Below are 16,550 nucleotides of genomic sequence, written 5' to 3'. Positions count from 1 at the left end.
TATTATTCGACATGCATTTAGTAATTCCTGCAAAATAATGAAAAAAATATCGGAGGCTTAAATTTATGCAAAGTATCTATTTAGTAGGCTTTATGGGGAGTGGCAAAACGAGTGTCGCTGAAAAGTTGAAAGAAGAAACAAATAAGATAGTACTGGATACAGATCAACTAATTGTTGAGGAATACGGATTAACTATTCCTGAAATTTTTGAGCAAAAAGGGGAAGCGGTGTTCAGGGAATACGAGTCATCGATTCTTAAAAATACCCCGGTACATGATGCTATTATCGCAACAGGCGGCGGCATTATCGAGAAAGAGGAAAACCGGAAATGGTTAAAAGAAAACGGAAAAGTCATTTTCCTGCAAACATCATGGGATGAAATAAATCGCCGCTTAATCGATGATCAATCAAGACCTATCTGGAATAACCAGTCAAGAGATAAACAAAAGCTGCTTAATGACCGCACACCGAAATATAAAGAAGTAGCAGATATTGTTGTCACTACTGATGGCAAAGAACTTGAGATGATCGTAAATGAGATACTTAGTCAGATTAAATTGTAACTTTATGTATAACCACAATCAGAAAGGTCAACTATATTCATAAAAGGATGTGAGTATATTGGCAAATGATGATTATGTAAAATATGTTACCCAGCGGATCGTCAAATATATGGATACTCCTAAACATGAACGAAGAAGAGACCGGAGCGACAGGGAAAAAGATGTACAATTTTATTCGAATCGCTGGTTTGGAGTACTGCCATTTGCTGTCAGACTGTTTTGGCAGAAAAGAAAAGGCTAAAACCGATATCCATCAGGTTTTAGCCTTATTTAATTCCTTACCATTTAATGAAGTATTTTGTTCATTACCTGATCACTTAAATAAAAAAGTCCAGCGTTGATAATATGCATGTTGATCTTTGGCTCTAGTCTTTCTTTTAGGCGCATGATCTCGTTTTGATAGAGTTCTTCATCAGATTCCTTATCAGAAAAAAAATGTTCGAGTAAACTTAATTCCTCATCCAGTGCTTTCTTTGCCTGAGTGACCCACGATTGATCCATTTTAGCTAAGCCATCCTCCAAATACCGGAAAATCCGCTGAAATCCGCTGGAAGGGCTGATAAGTGGTGTGATCGTATAAGTATAGTCAGATACTATTTCTCCTAAATCTGTGTCTTGTAACAGGGTCATCATATTACTAATCATCGTACCATTAATTAACTGAAGTCCAAATGAATGAATTTCTTCTTTCTTTTGTTTGCCAATATACTCCACTTTTAAGTTAACGACGAGCCATGGATAGAGAGCCGTCTTTTCCTGACTGTTCAATTTTTCATAGAGTACGGTAACTTTTGCATGTGATTGTATATACTGAAAAATTTGATGAAGTCTGGGACTGCCATAATGTATCCACTCCTTCCCCGGATCATTCTGGCTTTCACCTGTATAAAGATGCAATGACATTGGATTCCCTTGCTGGCCAATCTTATCCATATAGTGCCAGTAAAAGGGGCGATTCATTAAAGCGATATCCAGGTCTTTTGTCAGCTGTATTAGTAATTCATTTTCAGCAGGTTCTGATAGTTGGCAGCCGGTACTTTGAAAAAATTGATATAGAAATTGATGCAGATTCTCTATTTTCATATAGATTCACCAACTTCAACTTCTGCTGCAGATGATATCACTGAGACAAGATTATCCAGTTTAATCTTCGTTTCACCGAATGTTCTGGACTCATTAAATATTTGACTGATTTCAGACTCAAGGTTATCCATTTCAAGCTTTGCGAGAATCTGATCCAGTTGGCCAATAACGTTCTCGAACAAATGTATTTTATTATAAAGCAGTTCCATTACATGTTCTTCCATCGTATGTCGAATGGCTAAATTATATATTTTTACATCATTTTCCTGGCCGTAACGATGAATCCTGCCAATTCGTTGTTCTAAACGCATCGGATTCCATGGTAAATCATAATTAACCAGGTTATGGCAAAATTGCAGGTTTATACCTTCCCCAGCTGCTTCCGTAGCGATCATTACCTGTGCATGATCATGGAACAGTTGCCGCATCCAGTCTCTTTTTCCTTTTTTAAATCCGCCACGGAAAATAACTGCTCGAATACCTTCTTGCTGCAGCAGCCATTGAAGGTAAATCTGTGTTGCTCTGTATTCTGTAAAGACTATGAATTTTTCATCAGTATGGTTCTTTATTAACTCTATCAGTTTTAGCGCTTTAGCGTGATGGGGGAGCTGCTCAATATCACGGAGCAAATGGTGTAGCAGAGTAGTCTGATTATTTAGTTCTTCTTTTGTTTCTATCCATTTTTTCAACGATAAGTAGCATGCTTCTCTGGAGCTGCAGAATTCCCGTTTGTAAGTGATAGATGAGACAACTTGAATGTCCCGGCAGCTTTCCTCAATTCTCTCATATGTCTGAAGTTCCTGATCAGTAAAATCAACCCAGATAGTAGAAACATGCCTGTCAGTCCAATTGACACCCGTTTCTTCCCGTCTGTTTCTAATCATTACCTGCTGAATTAGTTGTTTCAAGTATGGGTCAGCACGATGTTTCTTATTAAAATTCTCGTAAGTTCCCAAATAACCCGGTTTTAATAAACTGATAAGATTAAAAATGTCTGTCAGTTTATTTTGAACAGGGGTGGCTGTCAGCAATAAAAAGTATTTTTTCTGCAGGGCCTGAACAAATTGATAATTCTTTGTCTGATGGTTTTTTAATTTATGGGCTTCATCAATGATCACCATATCATAAACCTGGCCCAAAATAGCGGATCTGTGAGGCTCACGCTTCGCCAGGTCCATTGTTGCGATAATAATATTGGAATGTGCCCAATCAACTCTTTTGCCTGCAGTTACTGCAGGTATATAAAATTTCTGATTTAATTCCATCGCCCACTGGTTGACCAGTGAAGCTGGTGCTAAAATTAGTACCTTCTTTACAACACCTCGAATTAAATACTCTTTTAGAATCAAGCCTGCCTCAATCGTTTTCCCGAGTCCTACTTCATCAGCCAGCAGAGCTCTGCCACTCATATCCTGGATTACTCTTTCCGCACATTTAACCTGATGGGGCAAAAAATTCATATGTGGTAAAAAATTCATAGAAACTAATGAATGAAATGATTCAATTTTTAATGTTTCTGCTATTTGATAAGATTGCTGGAACATTTCCCAAGTGGTTAACTGATTAGGATTGTTAGTCATGTTAGTAAAATTTGCTACGAAATTTAAATCTTTTTCAACAGGTATCATGATTTATCAACCACCTTGAGTAGAATTTAGTCATTTTTCTAATTAGTTTCTACAGAAATAAAAAAAATAACCAGGATTAACCTGATTATTTTAAAGAAAGCTATTAAAAGTCTAACTTTTTGGATTTTTTTATCTTACCTGACCATTTTTTAAAGCCGCCCTGGAGATGATACAGCTGATGATAGCCTTTTTTATTTAGTAAGAGAGCTGCACGAGCAGACCGTGATCCGCTTTGGCAATACAGATATACTGGCTGGTCTTTTCTAAGTTCTGTTAAACGCTGGCTCAATTGTGTTAACGGGATATTCCTCGCACCAAGAATATGACCGCCATCATATTCTTTTGGTTCTCTCACATCAATTAGCTGTGCTTTACGATAACCATTTCTGAACTCTTCTTCATTTAACGGTTTTAATATCTTTTTTTGTTTAAAATAACGATAAAGTGTAAAGAGGACAAATACCACTAATATCCCTATTAAAATATATAATTCTGTCATGCTTATTTCCCCCATTTATATTTAAAATACTACTAAAGAGGATTATACCATTTCTCAGCTCTAAATAAAGAAATATGTATAAATTTTTAAAAGGGATGTTTCAAAAAAAGTAAAATTCCTGGAGTGTACTTGTCTGATTCTGCTTTCTATTGTATGCTTTTATTTACGAAGATGAGCAGATTGGACAGAGACAACAGTATGGATGGAGGATAATTATGCCAACACCAACAATGGAAGATTACATTGAACAAATTTATTTACTAATAGAAACAAAAGGATATGCAAGAGTATCAGCAATTGCTGAAGCATTGCAAGTACAACCCTCGTCTGTAACCAAGATGGTTCAGAAGTTAGATAAAGATGAGTATTTGAATTATGAAAAATACCAGGGGCTTGTTCTTACGCCAAAAGGCAAAAGAATGGGTAAACGGCTTGTTTACCGTCATGAATTGCTAGAGCAGTTTCTCCGCCTGATTGGTGTAAATGAAGAGAATATTTATACAGATGTGGAAGGCATTGAACACCATTTAAGCTGGAATTCTATTGATCGAATCGGTGATTTAGTACAGTTTTTAGAGGAAGACAATGACAGAATTGAACAGTTAAAACAAATCCAGCGTATCAGTGATAAAAACGAGTAATAGAATCGTTCTATGTTTGGCTTATTTTGTATATATATCTACAAACAGTAGCCTGATGTTAGGATGATGTATGTGAAGGTTGATGGAGTTTTCTCAGGAGGCGGGGTTAAAGCATTTGTCTTTATCGGTGCTTTGCAGGCATTAGAAGAAGAGAACATATATTTCGAGCGTGTGGCAGGAACTTCAGCAGGTGCACTGCTTGCTGCTTTGATTGCTGCAGGTTACCGGGCAAAAGAAATAAAAGAACTGTTTTTGGAAATAGAAATTACTCAATTTCAGGATCAGTCGCGACTTAGTTCTGCCTTGCCATTTCTAAAATGGGTAACTCTCTATAAAACAATGGGGTTATACCGCGGCGGGAAGTTTGAACAATGGATAGAAAGGCTGTTAAAAGATAAAGGAATTTATACATTTTCAGATATAGGGTTAGAACGATTGAAAATTGTGGCGGCAGACATAACTTTGAACCGCGTGATTGTCTTTCCTGATGATCTAATGACAGCATACCATATTAATCCTTCCTCTTACTCGATCAGTAAAGCACTTAGAAGCAGTATTTCCATTCCTTACTTTTTTCGCCCTTCCAATATATTAAATCCGTTAACAAAACAAAAAAGTCTTATAGTAGACGGGATGATATTGAGCAATTTTCCTATATGGATATTTGAAAACACCAGTGGCAGGAAAGAGCGGCCAATCCTGGGAATGCAGCTTACCAGTCCAACTCCATTTTCCAATATGAAGCAAATTAATAATTCAGTTGATTTGTTAAAAGCAATGATTTCGACAATGAGAAGAGCAACAGATCAAAGGTATATTCATAAGAATATTGCTGATCAGATTTTATTTTTCCCTGTGGATGAAGTAGAAGCTACGGATTTTGATATACCAACAAATAAGCGGGCAGATTTAATTGTCTATGGATATAAAAGAACAAAAAAGTTTCTGACAAAATGGAAAAACAGAGCTTAAAGGGATGCTCTGTTTTTTCGTTTTTTATTATTATTCCCTTCAATTACGCGTAAATGGGGAATATCTTTTCTTTCTTTATGCTTCGTTTTAATTTTTTGGATTGGTTTCGTTGCCTTCGTTGTTTTAGAGATAGGTGTTATATGCTGATTTGTTTTATATTTTTGCTTCGATTGTTTGACAGCTTTTCGATATTTTTTTAATTCATTTGTCGTCCTTTTTCTCATAAACAGAAAGTATACTAAAGCAAAAATCAGAGCACCTGTCAGAACAGCGATAAACAGGTTCTTTAATAAACCAATTGTATCAGTAAACAGAGAAGCGGTAAAACCAATAACCGCTAAGCCAATTAACCCGTAAACCAGCCAAGTCATGAAATTTCTTGACATTTGTTTTCCTCCTTTCAATGATGCAACGAACATTGATCTTGTTACATAGTTATACCCGAAACTAAAAGGTAATTATACAGGAAATAGTAAATTCATGAAAAATTAAGTGGACATCATTTATGAAACCGCTTTAAATTGGTTAACCTTACAATTTCTTAACACTATTTTAATAAATTTTATTGAAATTGGCTAGATTTGTTTCCAAAATAGCATGATTTTTATTTTTTTTGGTTACTCTACAGAAAGAGGTGATGATGATGAGATACCGAAGAAAAAATAAAGGGCCGATTGGACAAGTTATGATCCCTAAAGTTATAAGTATTGGGTTTTTTGGGGGATTGATTTGGAGTCTGGTCGCTAGTATTACGGCCTATTTTAATTTTACTGCTGTTTCCCCAAAAACATTTGTTTTAAGGTCATGGCTGCAAACCAGCTGGACGGATCAGTGGTTAGGACAACTTATTTCCATTCTTGTATTAAGTTTGCTCTCTATCTTACTGGCATTACTGTACTATATAACTTTAAAGAAAGTACAGGGTATATGGGTCGGTGTAATAATAGGCTTTGTTTTATGGTTTCTTATTTTCTGGCTGTTTGAGCCCATCTTTCCAAATATTCCTGTATTTTATATGTTGGACAGTGATACCATCGTAACAACCATTTGCTTACTTATTATTTATAGCGTTTTTATTAGTTATTCTATTTCATTTGCATATGACCAGCAACTGAAAGATGATAACACCGGATAAATTATGTTATGATAATAGTACTGAATTTGTTTTGGTAAGGATGGTGAAAATATGGGGAATATTTTATTGTTAAATGGACCGAATTTAAACCGACTCGGTAAACGGGAACCTGATGTGTATGGCCATGAAACTCTGGAAGATGTTGTGAAAAGTGTTGAGGAAACACTTAACAGAGCAGGCCATTCTTTAACTGCACATCAATCCAACCATGAAGGTCAACTCATTGAATGGATACATGAAGCAGAGGGTGTAGTCGACGGAATCATTTTTAACCCTGGTGCTTATACCCATACAAGTATAGCATTGAGGGATGCTATCAGTTCTATTAATATTCCAGTAGTTGAAGTACATATATCGAATGTTCATGCAAGAGAGGAATTCCGTCATACATCCATACTTGCCCCTGTCTGTGCAGGGCAAATTGTGGGTCTAGGAATAAAAGGTTATCAATTAGCCGCTGCTTACTTTTTGCAGCTATCCGCTGAAGGGAGAGGAAAAGTGTGAATAGAATTGACCAGTTGCGTGAGTTGTTAATAGAAGAAAAAATAGAGGCAATGCTTGTAACGAGTTCTGTTAACAGACGGTATATTACGGGATTCACTGGAACAGCCGGTGCTGCATTAATAACAATGGATAAAGCCTATTTTATTACAGACTTCAGGTATACGCAGCAGGCACAGGAACAAGTAAAAGGTTTTACAATTATCGAGCATAAGGAACCAATTCCTAATGTTGTTGGTAGTATTGTTAAAGAAAATCAAATCCAGTCTGTCGGATTCGAAAAATCAACTTTATCTTATGAAGGATATGAACAATTCCAGGCAAAAATTGATACGGATTTTATTCCGACAGGGCCAATCATTGAAAAAATCCGCTTGATTAAAACAGAAGATGAGATTAATATATTAAAGGAAGCTTGTAATATTGTTGACCGTACATTTGAACACATTCTGAATTATATTAAGCCCGGTGTGAAAGAAATCGATGTTGCAAATGAACTGGAGTTCCATATGAGAAAACTAGGTGCACAATCTTCAAGCTTTGACATAATTGTTGCCTCAGGTTTCCGGTCCGCATTACCTCACGGTGTTGCTTCATCAAAAGAAATAAAAGCCGGGGAGCTTGTGACAATGGATTTTGGCGCCTTATACCAAGGGTATTGTTCTGATATAACCCGGACAGTTGCTGTTGGAGAAATTTCTGAAGAATTACATACAATTTATGATGTTGTCTTAGAAGCCCAAAAAAGGGGTGTGGCTGGAATTAAACCAGGTATGTCTGCGAAAGAAGCGGATGCATTAACAAGAGATTATATAAAAAGTAAAGGATATGGTGAATACTTCGGTCATTCCACAGGTCATGGTCTTGGATTAGAAGTTCATGAATCCCCAGGCCTTTCATTCCGATCGGATGAAGTGTTAAGACAAGGTATGGTGGTAACAGTAGAACCAGGGATATATGTTCCTGAAACAGGTGGATGCAGAATTGAAGATGACATATTTATTACAGAAAACGGAAACGAACGGTTGACACACGCACCGAAGGAATTAATTACAATTCCTGTTTCATAGTTTTCTTTACATACAAAGAGGAGGAATAGCATGATTTCAGTAAACGATTTTAAAACAGGATTAACCATTGAAGTGGATGGCGGAATATGGCAGGTAATGGAGTTTCAGCACGTTAAGCCAGGTAAAGGTGCAGCTTTTGTCCGTTCCAAATTACGTAACTTAAGAAATGGCAGTATACAGGAAAAAACTTTCCGCGGCGGGGAAAAAGTAAATCGTGCACATATTGAGAACCGCAAAATGCAGTATTTGTATGCTTCCGGGGATACTCATACATTTATGGATACAAATAGTTATGAACAGACAGAACTTCCAGCTAGCCAAATCGAAAGAGAACTTCAATTTATTAAAGAAAATATGGAAGTAAACATTCTTTCCTATCAGGGTGAAACGATTGGAGTAGATTTACCAAACAATGTTGAATTGACAGTAACAGAAACGGAACCTGGTATTAAAGGTGACACTGCTAGCGGTGGTACGAAACCTGCCACATTAGAAACAGGTCTGGTAGTACAGGTACCATTCTTCGTCAATGAGGGGGATGTGCTTGTAATCAGTACAAGTGAAGGGAAATATGTTTCCCGTGCATAGGAGATAGATTTTTCAAAAGAGAGGACAGGTGGAAACACTTGTTCCTCTCTTTTTTTTATTTGCAAATATCTTTTGTACGGGCTTTTCCTGTAATAACTAATATCTTTATGCATAGAATGGGTAGAGAAAAAAGGTTTAATGGAAATGAGGCAATGTACTATGGAAGTAATTTATTCCTTATTACCAGATCAAATGGCTAAAGATATACAGAATTATATTCATTCACATTCTTTCACACCTCAGGAAATACGCCTCAGAATTAACAGGCCCATCGAAATAAATAGTGGCAGTGATATACACTGGATTACCCACCAGAGATTGTCACAGCAAGAAGCGAAATATATTTTAAACAGAATTAGTGAGCATTCTATCTACCGGCTGGAAGAAGAATTACGGCAGGGTTATATCACGATTAAAGGCGGTCACCGTATAGGGATATCGGGTTCTGTTATCGTCGAAAATGGTTCAGTAAAGGCGATAAAACATATTTCCTCTTTCAATATCCGAATTTCGAACGAGGTAGTTGGAATTTCTAAGCAATACCTTCCTTTACTTTACGATAATCGTTATATGAACACGTTAGTCATTGGCCCGCCACAATCAGGAAAAACGACACTACTAAAAGATTTGGCAAGATTCACCTCTAGTGGATGGAAAGAACTTCCTGCCCAAAAAACCGGAGTTGTTGATGAGAGGTCAGAAATTTGTGCCTCATTAAATGGTATCCCGCAAGAATCCAGTGGTTTACGTATAGATGTGCTAGACCATTGCCCCAAATCGGAAGGTATGATGATGTTTGTAAGGTCAATGTCGCCTGAAGTCATTATTGTTGATGAAATTGGGAGCGAAAAAGATGTACAAGCCATTCTGGAAGTAATTAATGCAGGTGTAACGATTATGTGTTCCGTTCATGGAAGAAGCTATGAAGAAATACGGAGGAGACCGGCATTATCATCGTTAATCGATCAAAAGGTTTTTAGCCGAATGCTTGTACTGTCAAATACCTGTCAGGCCGGAGAAGTGATCGAGGTTCTTGATTGCGATGGTAACAAAATTGCTCAACGAGGCAGGGGAGTATATTGAAATGGATTGGAGCATTATTAGTTATCCTAACCTGTTTTTTTACCGGGATGGACTATTCCAGAAGATTAGCGCAACGTCCTAAAGCATTGCGGTTATGGAAAAATGCATTACTAATACTTGAAGCGGAAATGGTATACAGTCATGCAACTGTACAAAATGCATGTGAAAATATTGCAAAGCAAATCGGTGATCCACTTTCAGGATTCTTTCTTAGTGTAAGTAAAAGGTTACAGTATGAAAAGACCGATTTATATCTAATCTGGGAAGAAGAAGTGGATCAGTTTTGGACAAGAGCAGCTTTAAGTAAAGAAGACAAAGAAATTATAAAGCAATTTGGCAAAACCCTAGGTCAACACGATATTATCCAACAGAAAAAATATATCCAATTAGCGATCGTTCACCTGGAAAATAAACATAAAGAATCTATTGAAATGAATCAGCGCTACGGTAAAGTATCTGGCAGCTTAGGATTATTATCTGGAGTATTTATTGCATTACTCTTGCTATAGAAAGGTGATTAGTGATGGTTGGTGATACAAGTATATTATTTCAAATTGCGGGCATCGGGATTGTTGTAGCAATGATTCATACTGTTTTAAAACAGATGGGGAAAGAAGAGTTTGCCCAGTTTGTCAGTCTTGTTGGTTTTATCATCGTGTTATTATTTGTAATCAACAGCATTTCTGACCTGTTTGAACAGATTCGGGCTGTATTTTTTTTTAGAGGGTAATCAGGATGGGAATATTTGAAGTTGTCAGCATAGGTATTGTTTCAGCAGTGCTTGTGCTTTTACTGAAAGATAGTCAGCCTGCCATTGCTTACCTGATTATCGTTCTTACGGTACTTTATTTTCTGATATTTACTATCCACTATGTGAAGGAGATCCTGCAACTAGTAACATATCTCGGAGAGGAAGCAAAAATACAAAGTTTTTATATTAAAACAATCCTGCAGATAATCGGCATTTCGTATATCGCAGAAATAGGATCAAATATAGTTAAAGATGCAGGACTGGAGTCTGTCGCCTATAAAATAGAACTCATTGGAAAGATATTTATATTAATTTTAGCCATACCTATATTTCAGTCACTGATAGAAACAATTATTCACCTTTTTCCAATATCGTAAGTGGGAAGGATTATTATGAAACTTTGCAATATATCAGTCTGCATTTTGATTTTATTATTAATATTTGGACAACCAATTGAAACTATTGCAGCAGAAGAATCGAATGAAGCTTTAAGAAGTTATCAGGAAGTTCTTACAGGTAGTGAACTGGAAAGTTACTGGGAACATCTTTCTGAACAATACAGTAATGTATTCCCTGAGCTTAGGAAAAGTGATTTTTGGACAATGGTGAGAGACCAGAATCAAATCAGCTTGAAATCATGGTTCAAAGGCTTTATCCGCTTTTTCTTATATGAAATTATTGAGAATGGTAAATTACTTGCTACATTGATGCTGCTGACATTGTTTTGTTTATTATTGCAAACGATTCAGAATGCATTTGAAAGAAAAGTTGTCAGTAAAGTAGCATATGCCGTTGTGTATATAATGTTAATCATCATTGCAATGAAAAGTTTTCAACTCGCCGCAACTTATGTTACCGATACAATTGACATGGCGCAAAGCTTTTTAATTGCTCTAATTCCATTACTTCTAGGGTTATTAGCCTCATTGGGAAATCTTTTATCGATTTCATTTTTTCATCCAATCATTATTTTTCTTATCCATACAAGTGTCTTTGTTGTTTCCAAAGTAGTTCTCCCGTTAATTTTACTATCCGCCATTCTGCAGATTGTTAGTACACTGAATTCAGAATACAAGGCAACAAAGCTTGCCAACTTAATTAAAAACATTGCTATAAGCATTATGGGGATTTTGCTGACTGTTTTTCTGGGAGTTATATCAGTTCAGGGTGCTGCTAGTGCCATTCAGGATGGAATAGCAATGAAGACAGCTAAATTTGTAACAGGAAATTTTATACCGGTTATTGGAAGGATATTCACGGACGCAACGGATACGGTTTTGAGTGCAACCATACTAATTAAAAACGGTATAGGGATTATAGGTATAGTTATTCTGATTATTATTGTGATGTTTCCGGCAATAAAAATATTCATCATCTCATTAATGTATAAGGTAACAACAGCAATTCTTCAGCCAATCGGGGACGGACCGGTAATTGAGTGTTTAGATATTATTGGTAAGCACATTCTGTACTTATTTGCCGCATTACTGCTCGTCTCTTTCATGTTTTTCTTCACTGTAGTTATTCTCATAGTCTCCAGCAATATAACAATGATGGTGAGGTAGGTGGAGTGACTATGGAGTATGTGACAAGCTGGATTCTTCAAATCATTATATACATGATTTTAGCATTAATCGTTGATTTAATTCTTCCCAGTTCTAAAATGAAACAATACGCCAAATTAGTGATCGGAGTATTATTAATTTTGATCATTCTTCAGCCAGTGTTGTCTCTCTTTAAGGTAGATCTGGAGCAATTTATTTCACCTATGATTGAATCCCAACAAATGGAGTCACTGGATCAACTGATTAAAAATGAAACAAATACAAAGAAAAGTGAAATAGAATCAGTCAATCAAGCATATGTATTAGAAGAAGTGGTTGTCCAAATGGAAAATATAGTAGAGGAGGAGCTTAAATCAACTTTTCAATTATCTATTTCACATTTAGAAGTTTCACTGGATAGTGAATCAAATGATGAACAGGCCAGTATAGATAATGTTTTCGTACAAGTTATTCCATATGAAGAGGGTGTTCTGAAAACTGTCGAAACAATTGAGATTGAAGTGGGTGAACCAGCAGCTGATCAGGAAGAACAACATCCGGAAAATAAAGAAGTCCTGGAGTTTCTTGCGAAAGAATGGCAGGTGAGTGAAGAGAACATCATCATAGAATGGGAGGAGGAAGAAAGTGATTGATAAACTGAAGCAATTTTTATCATCTTTAAAATCTCGTGAAAAAAAGCCAACGAAACTTCATTATATTGCATTAATCGGACTAGTTGGTGTCTTTCTTCTTTTAGTTAGCAACATGTTCCAGTCAGAATCAACTGATCAGGAACAGAACTTTAAACCTTTAGATGAAGAATTAAAAAGTACAGAAGATGAAGAAACCTGGAAACAGAAGGAATCATCTAATGCGACAACAAAAATTAAAGGATTGGAGGAGGCGTATGAAAATGATTTAAACAATTTACTGGAAAAAATAACTGGTGTCTCTAATGTGGACGTTATGGTCAACCTTGATGCAACGAATGAACAGGTATATGAGAAAAACTTAATAATAGGATCACAGGTAACGAATGAAACGGATCAAAATGGCGGAGAGAGAAGAATTGATGATGAAACGAGAGAGCAGACTGTTGTGATATTAAGACAAGGTGATCAGGAAGTACCTTTACTTGTACAGACTAAGAAACCGGGGGTAAGAGGGGTACTCGTTGTAGCAACAGGTGTTGATAATCTGGAAGTGAAAAAATGGGTGATAGATGCCGTGTCGAAAGTGTTGGATGTACCGGCACACCGCATATCTGTCATGCCTAAAAATAAATAGATTTAAGGGAGGAAGAATGATGTTAAAAAAACAAACAGTATGGTTATTGACAATGTTGAGTTTAATGATTGTGTTAAGTGTTTATTATTTAAATGCACCAAATGAAGGAGATTTAGCGTACTTTGATACAGATCTGGAAAATCAGGATCAGGTAACTTCCCAGTCTCTGAATAATTCTGGTGAGGAAGGTATTACAGATTTGGAAGACGAAGAAGAACTTGCTAAAGAATTAGACACCTCATCCATTTCCTCTGAAGAACATTTTGCTGCTGTCCGAATGGAAATTACTAATCAGAGAAGTATGGAGAAAGAACGTCTGGAAACAATCGTGGCATCAGCTGAAGCAACTTCTGAAGAAAAGAGCCAGGCATATGAGGCAATGAAGGAAATTGAATTACTGGAGTCAAAAGAGACAATTGTTGAGGATATGATTAAATCTTCCAACGGATTTGAAGAAGTACTTGTACGCAATGTTTCAGATGGAAATGTGGTAGTCACAGTTCAAGTCGATTCCCTGACAAGCAAAGAAGCCAACCAGATCATTCAGCAAACAAAGCAGGAGTTTGGTGAAGTGGACATTGAAGTTGTTTATCAAACAAATTAATAAATAGATTGTTTGACAGTAATCATCTTATTACTGTCGTTTTTCTTTTTAAAATTGTTGCAGTTTTACTATTGTTTGCGTAAAATGTTAAAAGGAGTTATTAGTACCTGTTATTAAATGTAACTAAGAATGAAGGGGTGCAATGGGATGTTATCAATTAAAGAATTGGAAACACTAATTGAAAAACTAGATAAATCATCAATTGATGAATTTACTTATGAAGCAAATGGAGCAAAAATAAAATTAAAAAAGAATAATGCTGTAGTGGAAACAGTTGCCAAGGAATCTGTACATAAACCGGTGGAAATCCAGCCATCACCAGTGGAACATAATGAAGTGAAAACAGAAGAAGTATCACAGGAAGTTCCTGCCCAGCAAGATGCCGTGAAGGATTATGATCACGAAATTGTTTCACCAATGGTCGGAACATTTTACAGTTCTCCTTCACCAGATAAGCCTGCATTTGTACAAGTTGGCGACACTGTAAATGGAGATACAGTCGTATGTATTGTGGAAGCAATGAAATTATTTAATGAAATTGAAGCAGATGTAAATGGAACCATTACAGAAATTTTAGTTGAAAATGGTGAGCTAGTTGAATATGGCCAGCCATTATTTCGGATTAAGTCAGTATAAGGGGATGAAGCTGTGATTAAGAAACTCTTAATTGCGAATCGAGGAGAAATTGCTGTAAGAATCATTCGCACATGTAAAGAAATGGGGATTGAAACAGTTGCAGTTTATTCTGAAGCAGATCGTGATGCTTTACATGTGAAGCTAGCAGATGAAGCATACTGTATCGGTCCAAAACTAAGTAGTGAGAGCTATTTGAATTTTACAAATATTATGAGTGTAGCAACATTAACAGAATCTGATGCTATCCATCCGGGTTACGGGTTTTTATCTGAAAATGCTGATTTCGCTGATATTTGTCAGGCTTGCAATGTTACTTTTGTTGGTCCAAGTTCTTATGCAATTCAGAAGATGGGAACAAAGGATGTTGCAAGAGAAACGATGAAAGAGGCAGGAGTTCCGGTAGTTCCGGGATCAAATGGAATTATTGAAAATGAAGAACAGGCATTGGAAGTTGCAAACCAGATAGGTTTCCCTGTGATCATAAAAGCAACTGCCGGTGGTGGCGGAAAAGGAATCCGTGTGGCACGAGATAAAGAGGAATTAATGAAAGGGATTCGTGTTACACAAAATGAAGCTGAAAAAGCTTTTGGGAACCCTGGTGTCTATCTGGAAAAGTTCATTGAGGATTTCCGGCATGTCGAAATTCAGGTTTTAGCAGATAACCATGGAAATGCTATTCACTTAGGGGAACGTGACTGTACGGTTCAGAGAAGACTTCAGAAATTGATTGAGGAGACTCCGTCACCTGCTATCAGTGAATCAATGCGTAAGAAAATGGGTGATGCTGCTGTCAAAGCTGCCAAAGCAGTTAACTATTCCGGTGCTGGTACCATTGAATTTATATTTGATAATAAGGAAAATAAGTTCTATTTTATGGAAATGAATACAAGGATTCAGGTGGAGCATCCCGTTACAGAAATGGTAACAGGTGTTGATTTAATCAGAGAGCAGATCAATATTGCCAACAATGAACCATTATCCTATACACAAGAAGATATTACATTTGATGGCTGGGCGATTGAGTGCCGTATTAATGCAGAAAACCCGGAAAAGGACTTTATGCCTTCACCAGGTGAGATAACTATGTACCTTGCCCCAGGCGGGCTTGGTGTTCGTATTGATTCTGCGGCATATCCCGGTTACCGGATACCTCCATATTATGATTCCATGATTGCCAAATTGATCACTTACGGGAAATCAAGGGATGAAGCTGTTCATAAAATGAAGCGTGCTTTAGATGAATTTGTTATTGAAGGGGTACACACAACGATTCCTTTTCACAGGAAAATGATGGTTCATCCAGTATTTGTTGAAGGTGATTTTAATACAAGATTTTTAGAAAAGTATAGTATAATGAAGGATGAAGAGTAGAAACTTTTATTAGGAGAAAAGGAGGGGAAATATGACGAATGCGAATTTATTGCATGTAGGAGAACCTTCCCAGCTTGGTAAAGTGGAAATTGCCCCAGATGTCCTTGAAGTCATTGCCGGTATTGCTACAACAGAAGTTAACGGAGTTTCAAGTATGCGCGGGAACTTTGCTTCAGGGGTGGCAGAGAAATTAGGAAAGAAAACACATGGAAAAGGTGTTAAAGTAGATTTGACCGAGAATGGTGTATTGATCGATGTATACACTGTCGTTGATTACGGATTCTCTATTCCTAAAGTAGCTGAAAGTATTCAGACAAACGTGAGACAAACTATCGAAAATATGACAGCAATAACCATTAAAGAGATTAACATTCACATAGTTGGTGTCCATATGGAACAGAATCCTAACCAGGACAATCAAGAAAATGAAGAATAAAGAAGAAAGCCCACAATCAACTTGTGGGCTTTGTTTACTAATAATAACCTTTAACAACCGTTGTCTTAATTTTTTTCTTTAGATATTGGTAATCAAATTCAGAACATGATATCATTTGTAAATGAAATGTACCATGAATTTGATCGTGATAAGGAGTA

At 36.6% G+C, this 16,550-nt stretch carries 23 protein-coding genes; 19 read left to right on the top strand and 4 right to left on the bottom strand.

Features of this window, described 5'->3' with window-relative positions; all coding sequences use genetic code 11:
* The first annotated feature begins 65 nt into the window (after positions 1-65).
* Complete coding sequence (locus BMW36_RS02295; protein ID WP_089738563.1) at positions 66-563, top strand: shikimate kinase; 498 nt, start codon at positions 66-68, stop codon at positions 561-563.
* 58 nt (positions 564-621) lie between these two features.
* Complete coding sequence (locus BMW36_RS02290; RefSeq protein ID WP_089738561.1) at positions 622-804, top strand: YqzE family protein; 183 nt, start codon at positions 622-624, stop codon at positions 802-804.
* Positions 805-848: 44 nt separating this feature from the next.
* Here the strand turns inward: BMW36_RS02290 and BMW36_RS02285 are convergent, their stop codons facing one another.
* The 3 genes from BMW36_RS02285 to BMW36_RS02275 form a co-directional block, all read right to left on the bottom strand.
* Positions 849-1,646, bottom strand: coding sequence for a YqhG family protein (locus BMW36_RS02285; protein ID WP_089738559.1), 798 nt, complete (start codon positions 1,644-1,646; stop codon positions 849-851).
* The gene (locus BMW36_RS02280; protein ID WP_089738557.1) at positions 1,643-3,274 is read right to left on the bottom strand and encodes a DEAD/DEAH box helicase; all 1,632 of its coding nucleotides are present in this window, start codon (positions 3,272-3,274) and stop codon (positions 1,643-1,645) included. Before BMW36_RS02280 ends, BMW36_RS02285 begins: the two co-directional genes overlap by 4 nt.
* A gap of 103 nt (positions 3,275-3,377) precedes the next feature.
* Positions 3,378-3,773 (bottom strand): rhodanese-like domain-containing protein, encoded by a 396-nt coding sequence (locus BMW36_RS02275; protein ID WP_089738555.1) that lies wholly within the window; start codon positions 3,771-3,773, stop codon positions 3,378-3,380.
* Between the two features lie 215 nt (positions 3,774-3,988).
* On the opposite strand from BMW36_RS02275, the gene mntR reads away from it, so the two are divergent.
* Both mntR and BMW36_RS02265 read left to right on the top strand, forming a co-directional pair.
* Entirely contained in the window at positions 3,989-4,414 is a 426-nt protein-coding gene (gene mntR, locus BMW36_RS02270) for a transcriptional regulator MntR (RefSeq protein ID WP_089738553.1), read from the top strand.
* 72 nt (positions 4,415-4,486) lie between these two features.
* Positions 4,487-5,386 carry a patatin-like phospholipase family protein gene (locus BMW36_RS02265; RefSeq protein ID WP_089738550.1) on the top strand — a complete coding sequence of 300 codons (900 nt, stop codon included), beginning with the start codon at positions 4,487-4,489 and terminating at the stop codon, positions 5,384-5,386.
* Here BMW36_RS02265 and BMW36_RS02260 read toward each other — a convergent pair.
* A complete protein-coding gene (locus BMW36_RS02260) occupies positions 5,383-5,772 on the bottom strand; it encodes an SA1362 family protein (RefSeq protein ID WP_089738547.1) in 390 nt (129 codons plus the stop codon). The genes BMW36_RS02265 and BMW36_RS02260 overlap by 4 nt on opposite strands.
* Before the next feature lie 257 nt (positions 5,773-6,029).
* Between BMW36_RS02260 and BMW36_RS02255 the strand changes: the two genes are divergently transcribed.
* From BMW36_RS02255 to BMW36_RS02185, 15 genes are all read left to right on the top strand, one after another.
* On the top strand, positions 6,030-6,521 hold the full coding sequence (locus tag BMW36_RS02255; RefSeq protein ID WP_089738546.1) for a YqhR family membrane protein: 492 nt from the start codon (positions 6,030-6,032) through the stop codon (positions 6,519-6,521).
* Between the two features lie 51 nt (positions 6,522-6,572).
* Entirely contained in the window at positions 6,573-7,025 is a 453-nt protein-coding gene (aroQ, locus tag BMW36_RS02250) for a type II 3-dehydroquinate dehydratase (RefSeq protein WP_089738544.1), read from the top strand.
* Positions 7,022-8,092, top strand: a complete 1,071-nt coding sequence (locus BMW36_RS02245; protein ID WP_089738542.1) for a M24 family metallopeptidase — start codon at positions 7,022-7,024, stop codon at positions 8,090-8,092. The genes aroQ and BMW36_RS02245 overlap by 4 nt, the downstream gene beginning before the upstream one ends.
* Positions 8,093-8,122: 30 nt before the next feature.
* Positions 8,123-8,680 carry an elongation factor P gene (gene efp, locus BMW36_RS02240; RefSeq protein ID WP_089738540.1) on the top strand — a complete coding sequence of 186 codons (558 nt, stop codon included), beginning with the start codon at positions 8,123-8,125 and terminating at the stop codon, positions 8,678-8,680.
* Between the two features lie 159 nt (positions 8,681-8,839).
* The gene (gene spoIIIAA / locus BMW36_RS02235; protein ID WP_089738537.1) at positions 8,840-9,763 is read left to right on the top strand and encodes a stage III sporulation protein AA; all 924 of its coding nucleotides are present in this window, start codon (positions 8,840-8,842) and stop codon (positions 9,761-9,763) included.
* Positions 9,760-10,272 carry a stage III sporulation protein SpoIIIAB gene (gene spoIIIAB / locus BMW36_RS02230; protein WP_089738536.1) on the top strand — a complete coding sequence of 171 codons (513 nt, stop codon included), beginning with the start codon at positions 9,760-9,762 and terminating at the stop codon, positions 10,270-10,272. The genes spoIIIAA and spoIIIAB overlap by 4 nt, the downstream gene beginning before the upstream one ends.
* Before the next feature lie 14 nt (positions 10,273-10,286).
* Complete coding sequence (gene spoIIIAC / locus BMW36_RS02225; RefSeq protein WP_089738534.1) at positions 10,287-10,493, top strand: stage III sporulation protein AC; 207 nt, start codon at positions 10,287-10,289, stop codon at positions 10,491-10,493.
* A 5-nt stretch (positions 10,494-10,498) separates the two neighbouring features.
* The gene (gene spoIIIAD / locus BMW36_RS02220; RefSeq protein WP_089738532.1) at positions 10,499-10,891 is read left to right on the top strand and encodes a stage III sporulation protein AD; all 393 of its coding nucleotides are present in this window, start codon (positions 10,499-10,501) and stop codon (positions 10,889-10,891) included.
* 15 nt (positions 10,892-10,906) lie between these two features.
* Positions 10,907-12,079 carry a stage III sporulation protein AE gene (spoIIIAE, locus tag BMW36_RS02215; RefSeq protein ID WP_089738530.1) on the top strand — a complete coding sequence of 391 codons (1,173 nt, stop codon included), beginning with the start codon at positions 10,907-10,909 and terminating at the stop codon, positions 12,077-12,079.
* A gap of 11 nt (positions 12,080-12,090) precedes the next feature.
* Positions 12,091-12,711, top strand: a complete 621-nt coding sequence (spoIIIAF, locus tag BMW36_RS02210) for a stage III sporulation protein AF (RefSeq protein WP_089738528.1) — start codon at positions 12,091-12,093, stop codon at positions 12,709-12,711.
* On the top strand, positions 12,704-13,345 hold the full coding sequence (spoIIIAG, locus tag BMW36_RS02205; protein ID WP_089738526.1) for a stage III sporulation protein AG: 642 nt from the start codon (positions 12,704-12,706) through the stop codon (positions 13,343-13,345). Before spoIIIAF ends, spoIIIAG begins: the two co-directional genes overlap by 8 nt.
* A 19-nt stretch (positions 13,346-13,364) precedes the next feature.
* Positions 13,365-13,949 carry a SpoIIIAH-like family protein gene (locus BMW36_RS02200; RefSeq protein WP_089738523.1) on the top strand — a complete coding sequence of 195 codons (585 nt, stop codon included), beginning with the start codon at positions 13,365-13,367 and terminating at the stop codon, positions 13,947-13,949.
* Between the two features lie 147 nt (positions 13,950-14,096).
* Positions 14,097-14,585, top strand: a complete 489-nt coding sequence (gene accB / locus BMW36_RS02195) for an acetyl-CoA carboxylase biotin carboxyl carrier protein (RefSeq protein WP_089738522.1) — start codon at positions 14,097-14,099, stop codon at positions 14,583-14,585.
* Positions 14,586-14,597: 12 nt separating this feature from the next.
* Positions 14,598-15,956, top strand: a complete 1,359-nt coding sequence (accC, locus tag BMW36_RS02190; protein ID WP_089738520.1) for an acetyl-CoA carboxylase biotin carboxylase subunit — start codon at positions 14,598-14,600, stop codon at positions 15,954-15,956.
* 31 nt (positions 15,957-15,987) lie between these two features.
* Positions 15,988-16,392, top strand: coding sequence for an Asp23/Gls24 family envelope stress response protein (locus tag BMW36_RS02185; RefSeq protein ID WP_089738518.1), 405 nt, complete (start codon positions 15,988-15,990; stop codon positions 16,390-16,392).
* The last annotated feature ends 158 nt before the right edge of the window (positions 16,393-16,550 follow it).

It is taken from the genome of Gracilibacillus ureilyticus, from assembly GCF_900111195.1.
Classification (GTDB): domain Bacteria; phylum Bacillota; class Bacilli; order Bacillales; family Amphibacillaceae; genus Gracilibacillus; species Gracilibacillus ureilyticus.
This window is presented reverse-complemented; position numbering and strand designations above follow the sequence as displayed.

Bases quoted from the DNA above. Each gene is read 5' to 3' on its own strand.
- spoIIIAD (WP_089738532.1), top strand. From the start codon at position 10,499: ATGGGAATATTTGAAGTTGTCAGCATAGGTATTGTTTCAGCAGTGCTT.
- BMW36_RS02185 (WP_089738518.1), top strand. From the start codon at position 15,988: ATGACGAATGCGAATTTATTGCATGTAGGAGAACCTTCCCAGCTTGGT.
- BMW36_RS02260 (WP_089738547.1), bottom strand. From the start codon at position 5,772: ATGTCAAGAAATTTCATGACTTGGCTGGTTTACGGGTTAATTGGCTTA.
- BMW36_RS02255 (WP_089738546.1), top strand. From the start codon at position 6,030: ATGAGATACCGAAGAAAAAATAAAGGGCCGATTGGACAAGTTATGATC.
- BMW36_RS02200 (WP_089738523.1), top strand. From the start codon at position 13,365: ATGTTAAAAAAACAAACAGTATGGTTATTGACAATGTTGAGTTTAATG.
- spoIIIAC (WP_089738534.1), top strand. From the start codon at position 10,287: ATGGTTGGTGATACAAGTATATTATTTCAAATTGCGGGCATCGGGATT.
- BMW36_RS02275 (WP_089738555.1), bottom strand. From the start codon at position 3,773: ATGACAGAATTATATATTTTAATAGGGATATTAGTGGTATTTGTCCTC.
- mntR (WP_089738553.1), top strand. From the start codon at position 3,989: ATGCCAACACCAACAATGGAAGATTACATTGAACAAATTTATTTACTA.
- spoIIIAF (WP_089738528.1), top strand. From the start codon at position 12,091: ATGGAGTATGTGACAAGCTGGATTCTTCAAATCATTATATACATGATT.
- aroQ (WP_089738544.1), top strand. From the start codon at position 6,573: ATGGGGAATATTTTATTGTTAAATGGACCGAATTTAAACCGACTCGGT.
- BMW36_RS02285 (WP_089738559.1), bottom strand. From the start codon at position 1,646: ATGAAAATAGAGAATCTGCATCAATTTCTATATCAATTTTTTCAAAGT.
- BMW36_RS02280 (WP_089738557.1), bottom strand. From the start codon at position 3,274: ATGATACCTGTTGAAAAAGATTTAAATTTCGTAGCAAATTTTACTAAC.
- accB (WP_089738522.1), top strand. From the start codon at position 14,097: ATGTTATCAATTAAAGAATTGGAAACACTAATTGAAAAACTAGATAAA.
- spoIIIAE (WP_089738530.1), top strand. From the start codon at position 10,907: ATGAAACTTTGCAATATATCAGTCTGCATTTTGATTTTATTATTAATA.
- efp (WP_089738540.1), top strand. From the start codon at position 8,123: ATGATTTCAGTAAACGATTTTAAAACAGGATTAACCATTGAAGTGGAT.
- BMW36_RS02295 (WP_089738563.1), top strand. From the start codon at position 66: ATGCAAAGTATCTATTTAGTAGGCTTTATGGGGAGTGGCAAAACGAGT.
- spoIIIAA (WP_089738537.1), top strand. From the start codon at position 8,840: ATGGAAGTAATTTATTCCTTATTACCAGATCAAATGGCTAAAGATATA.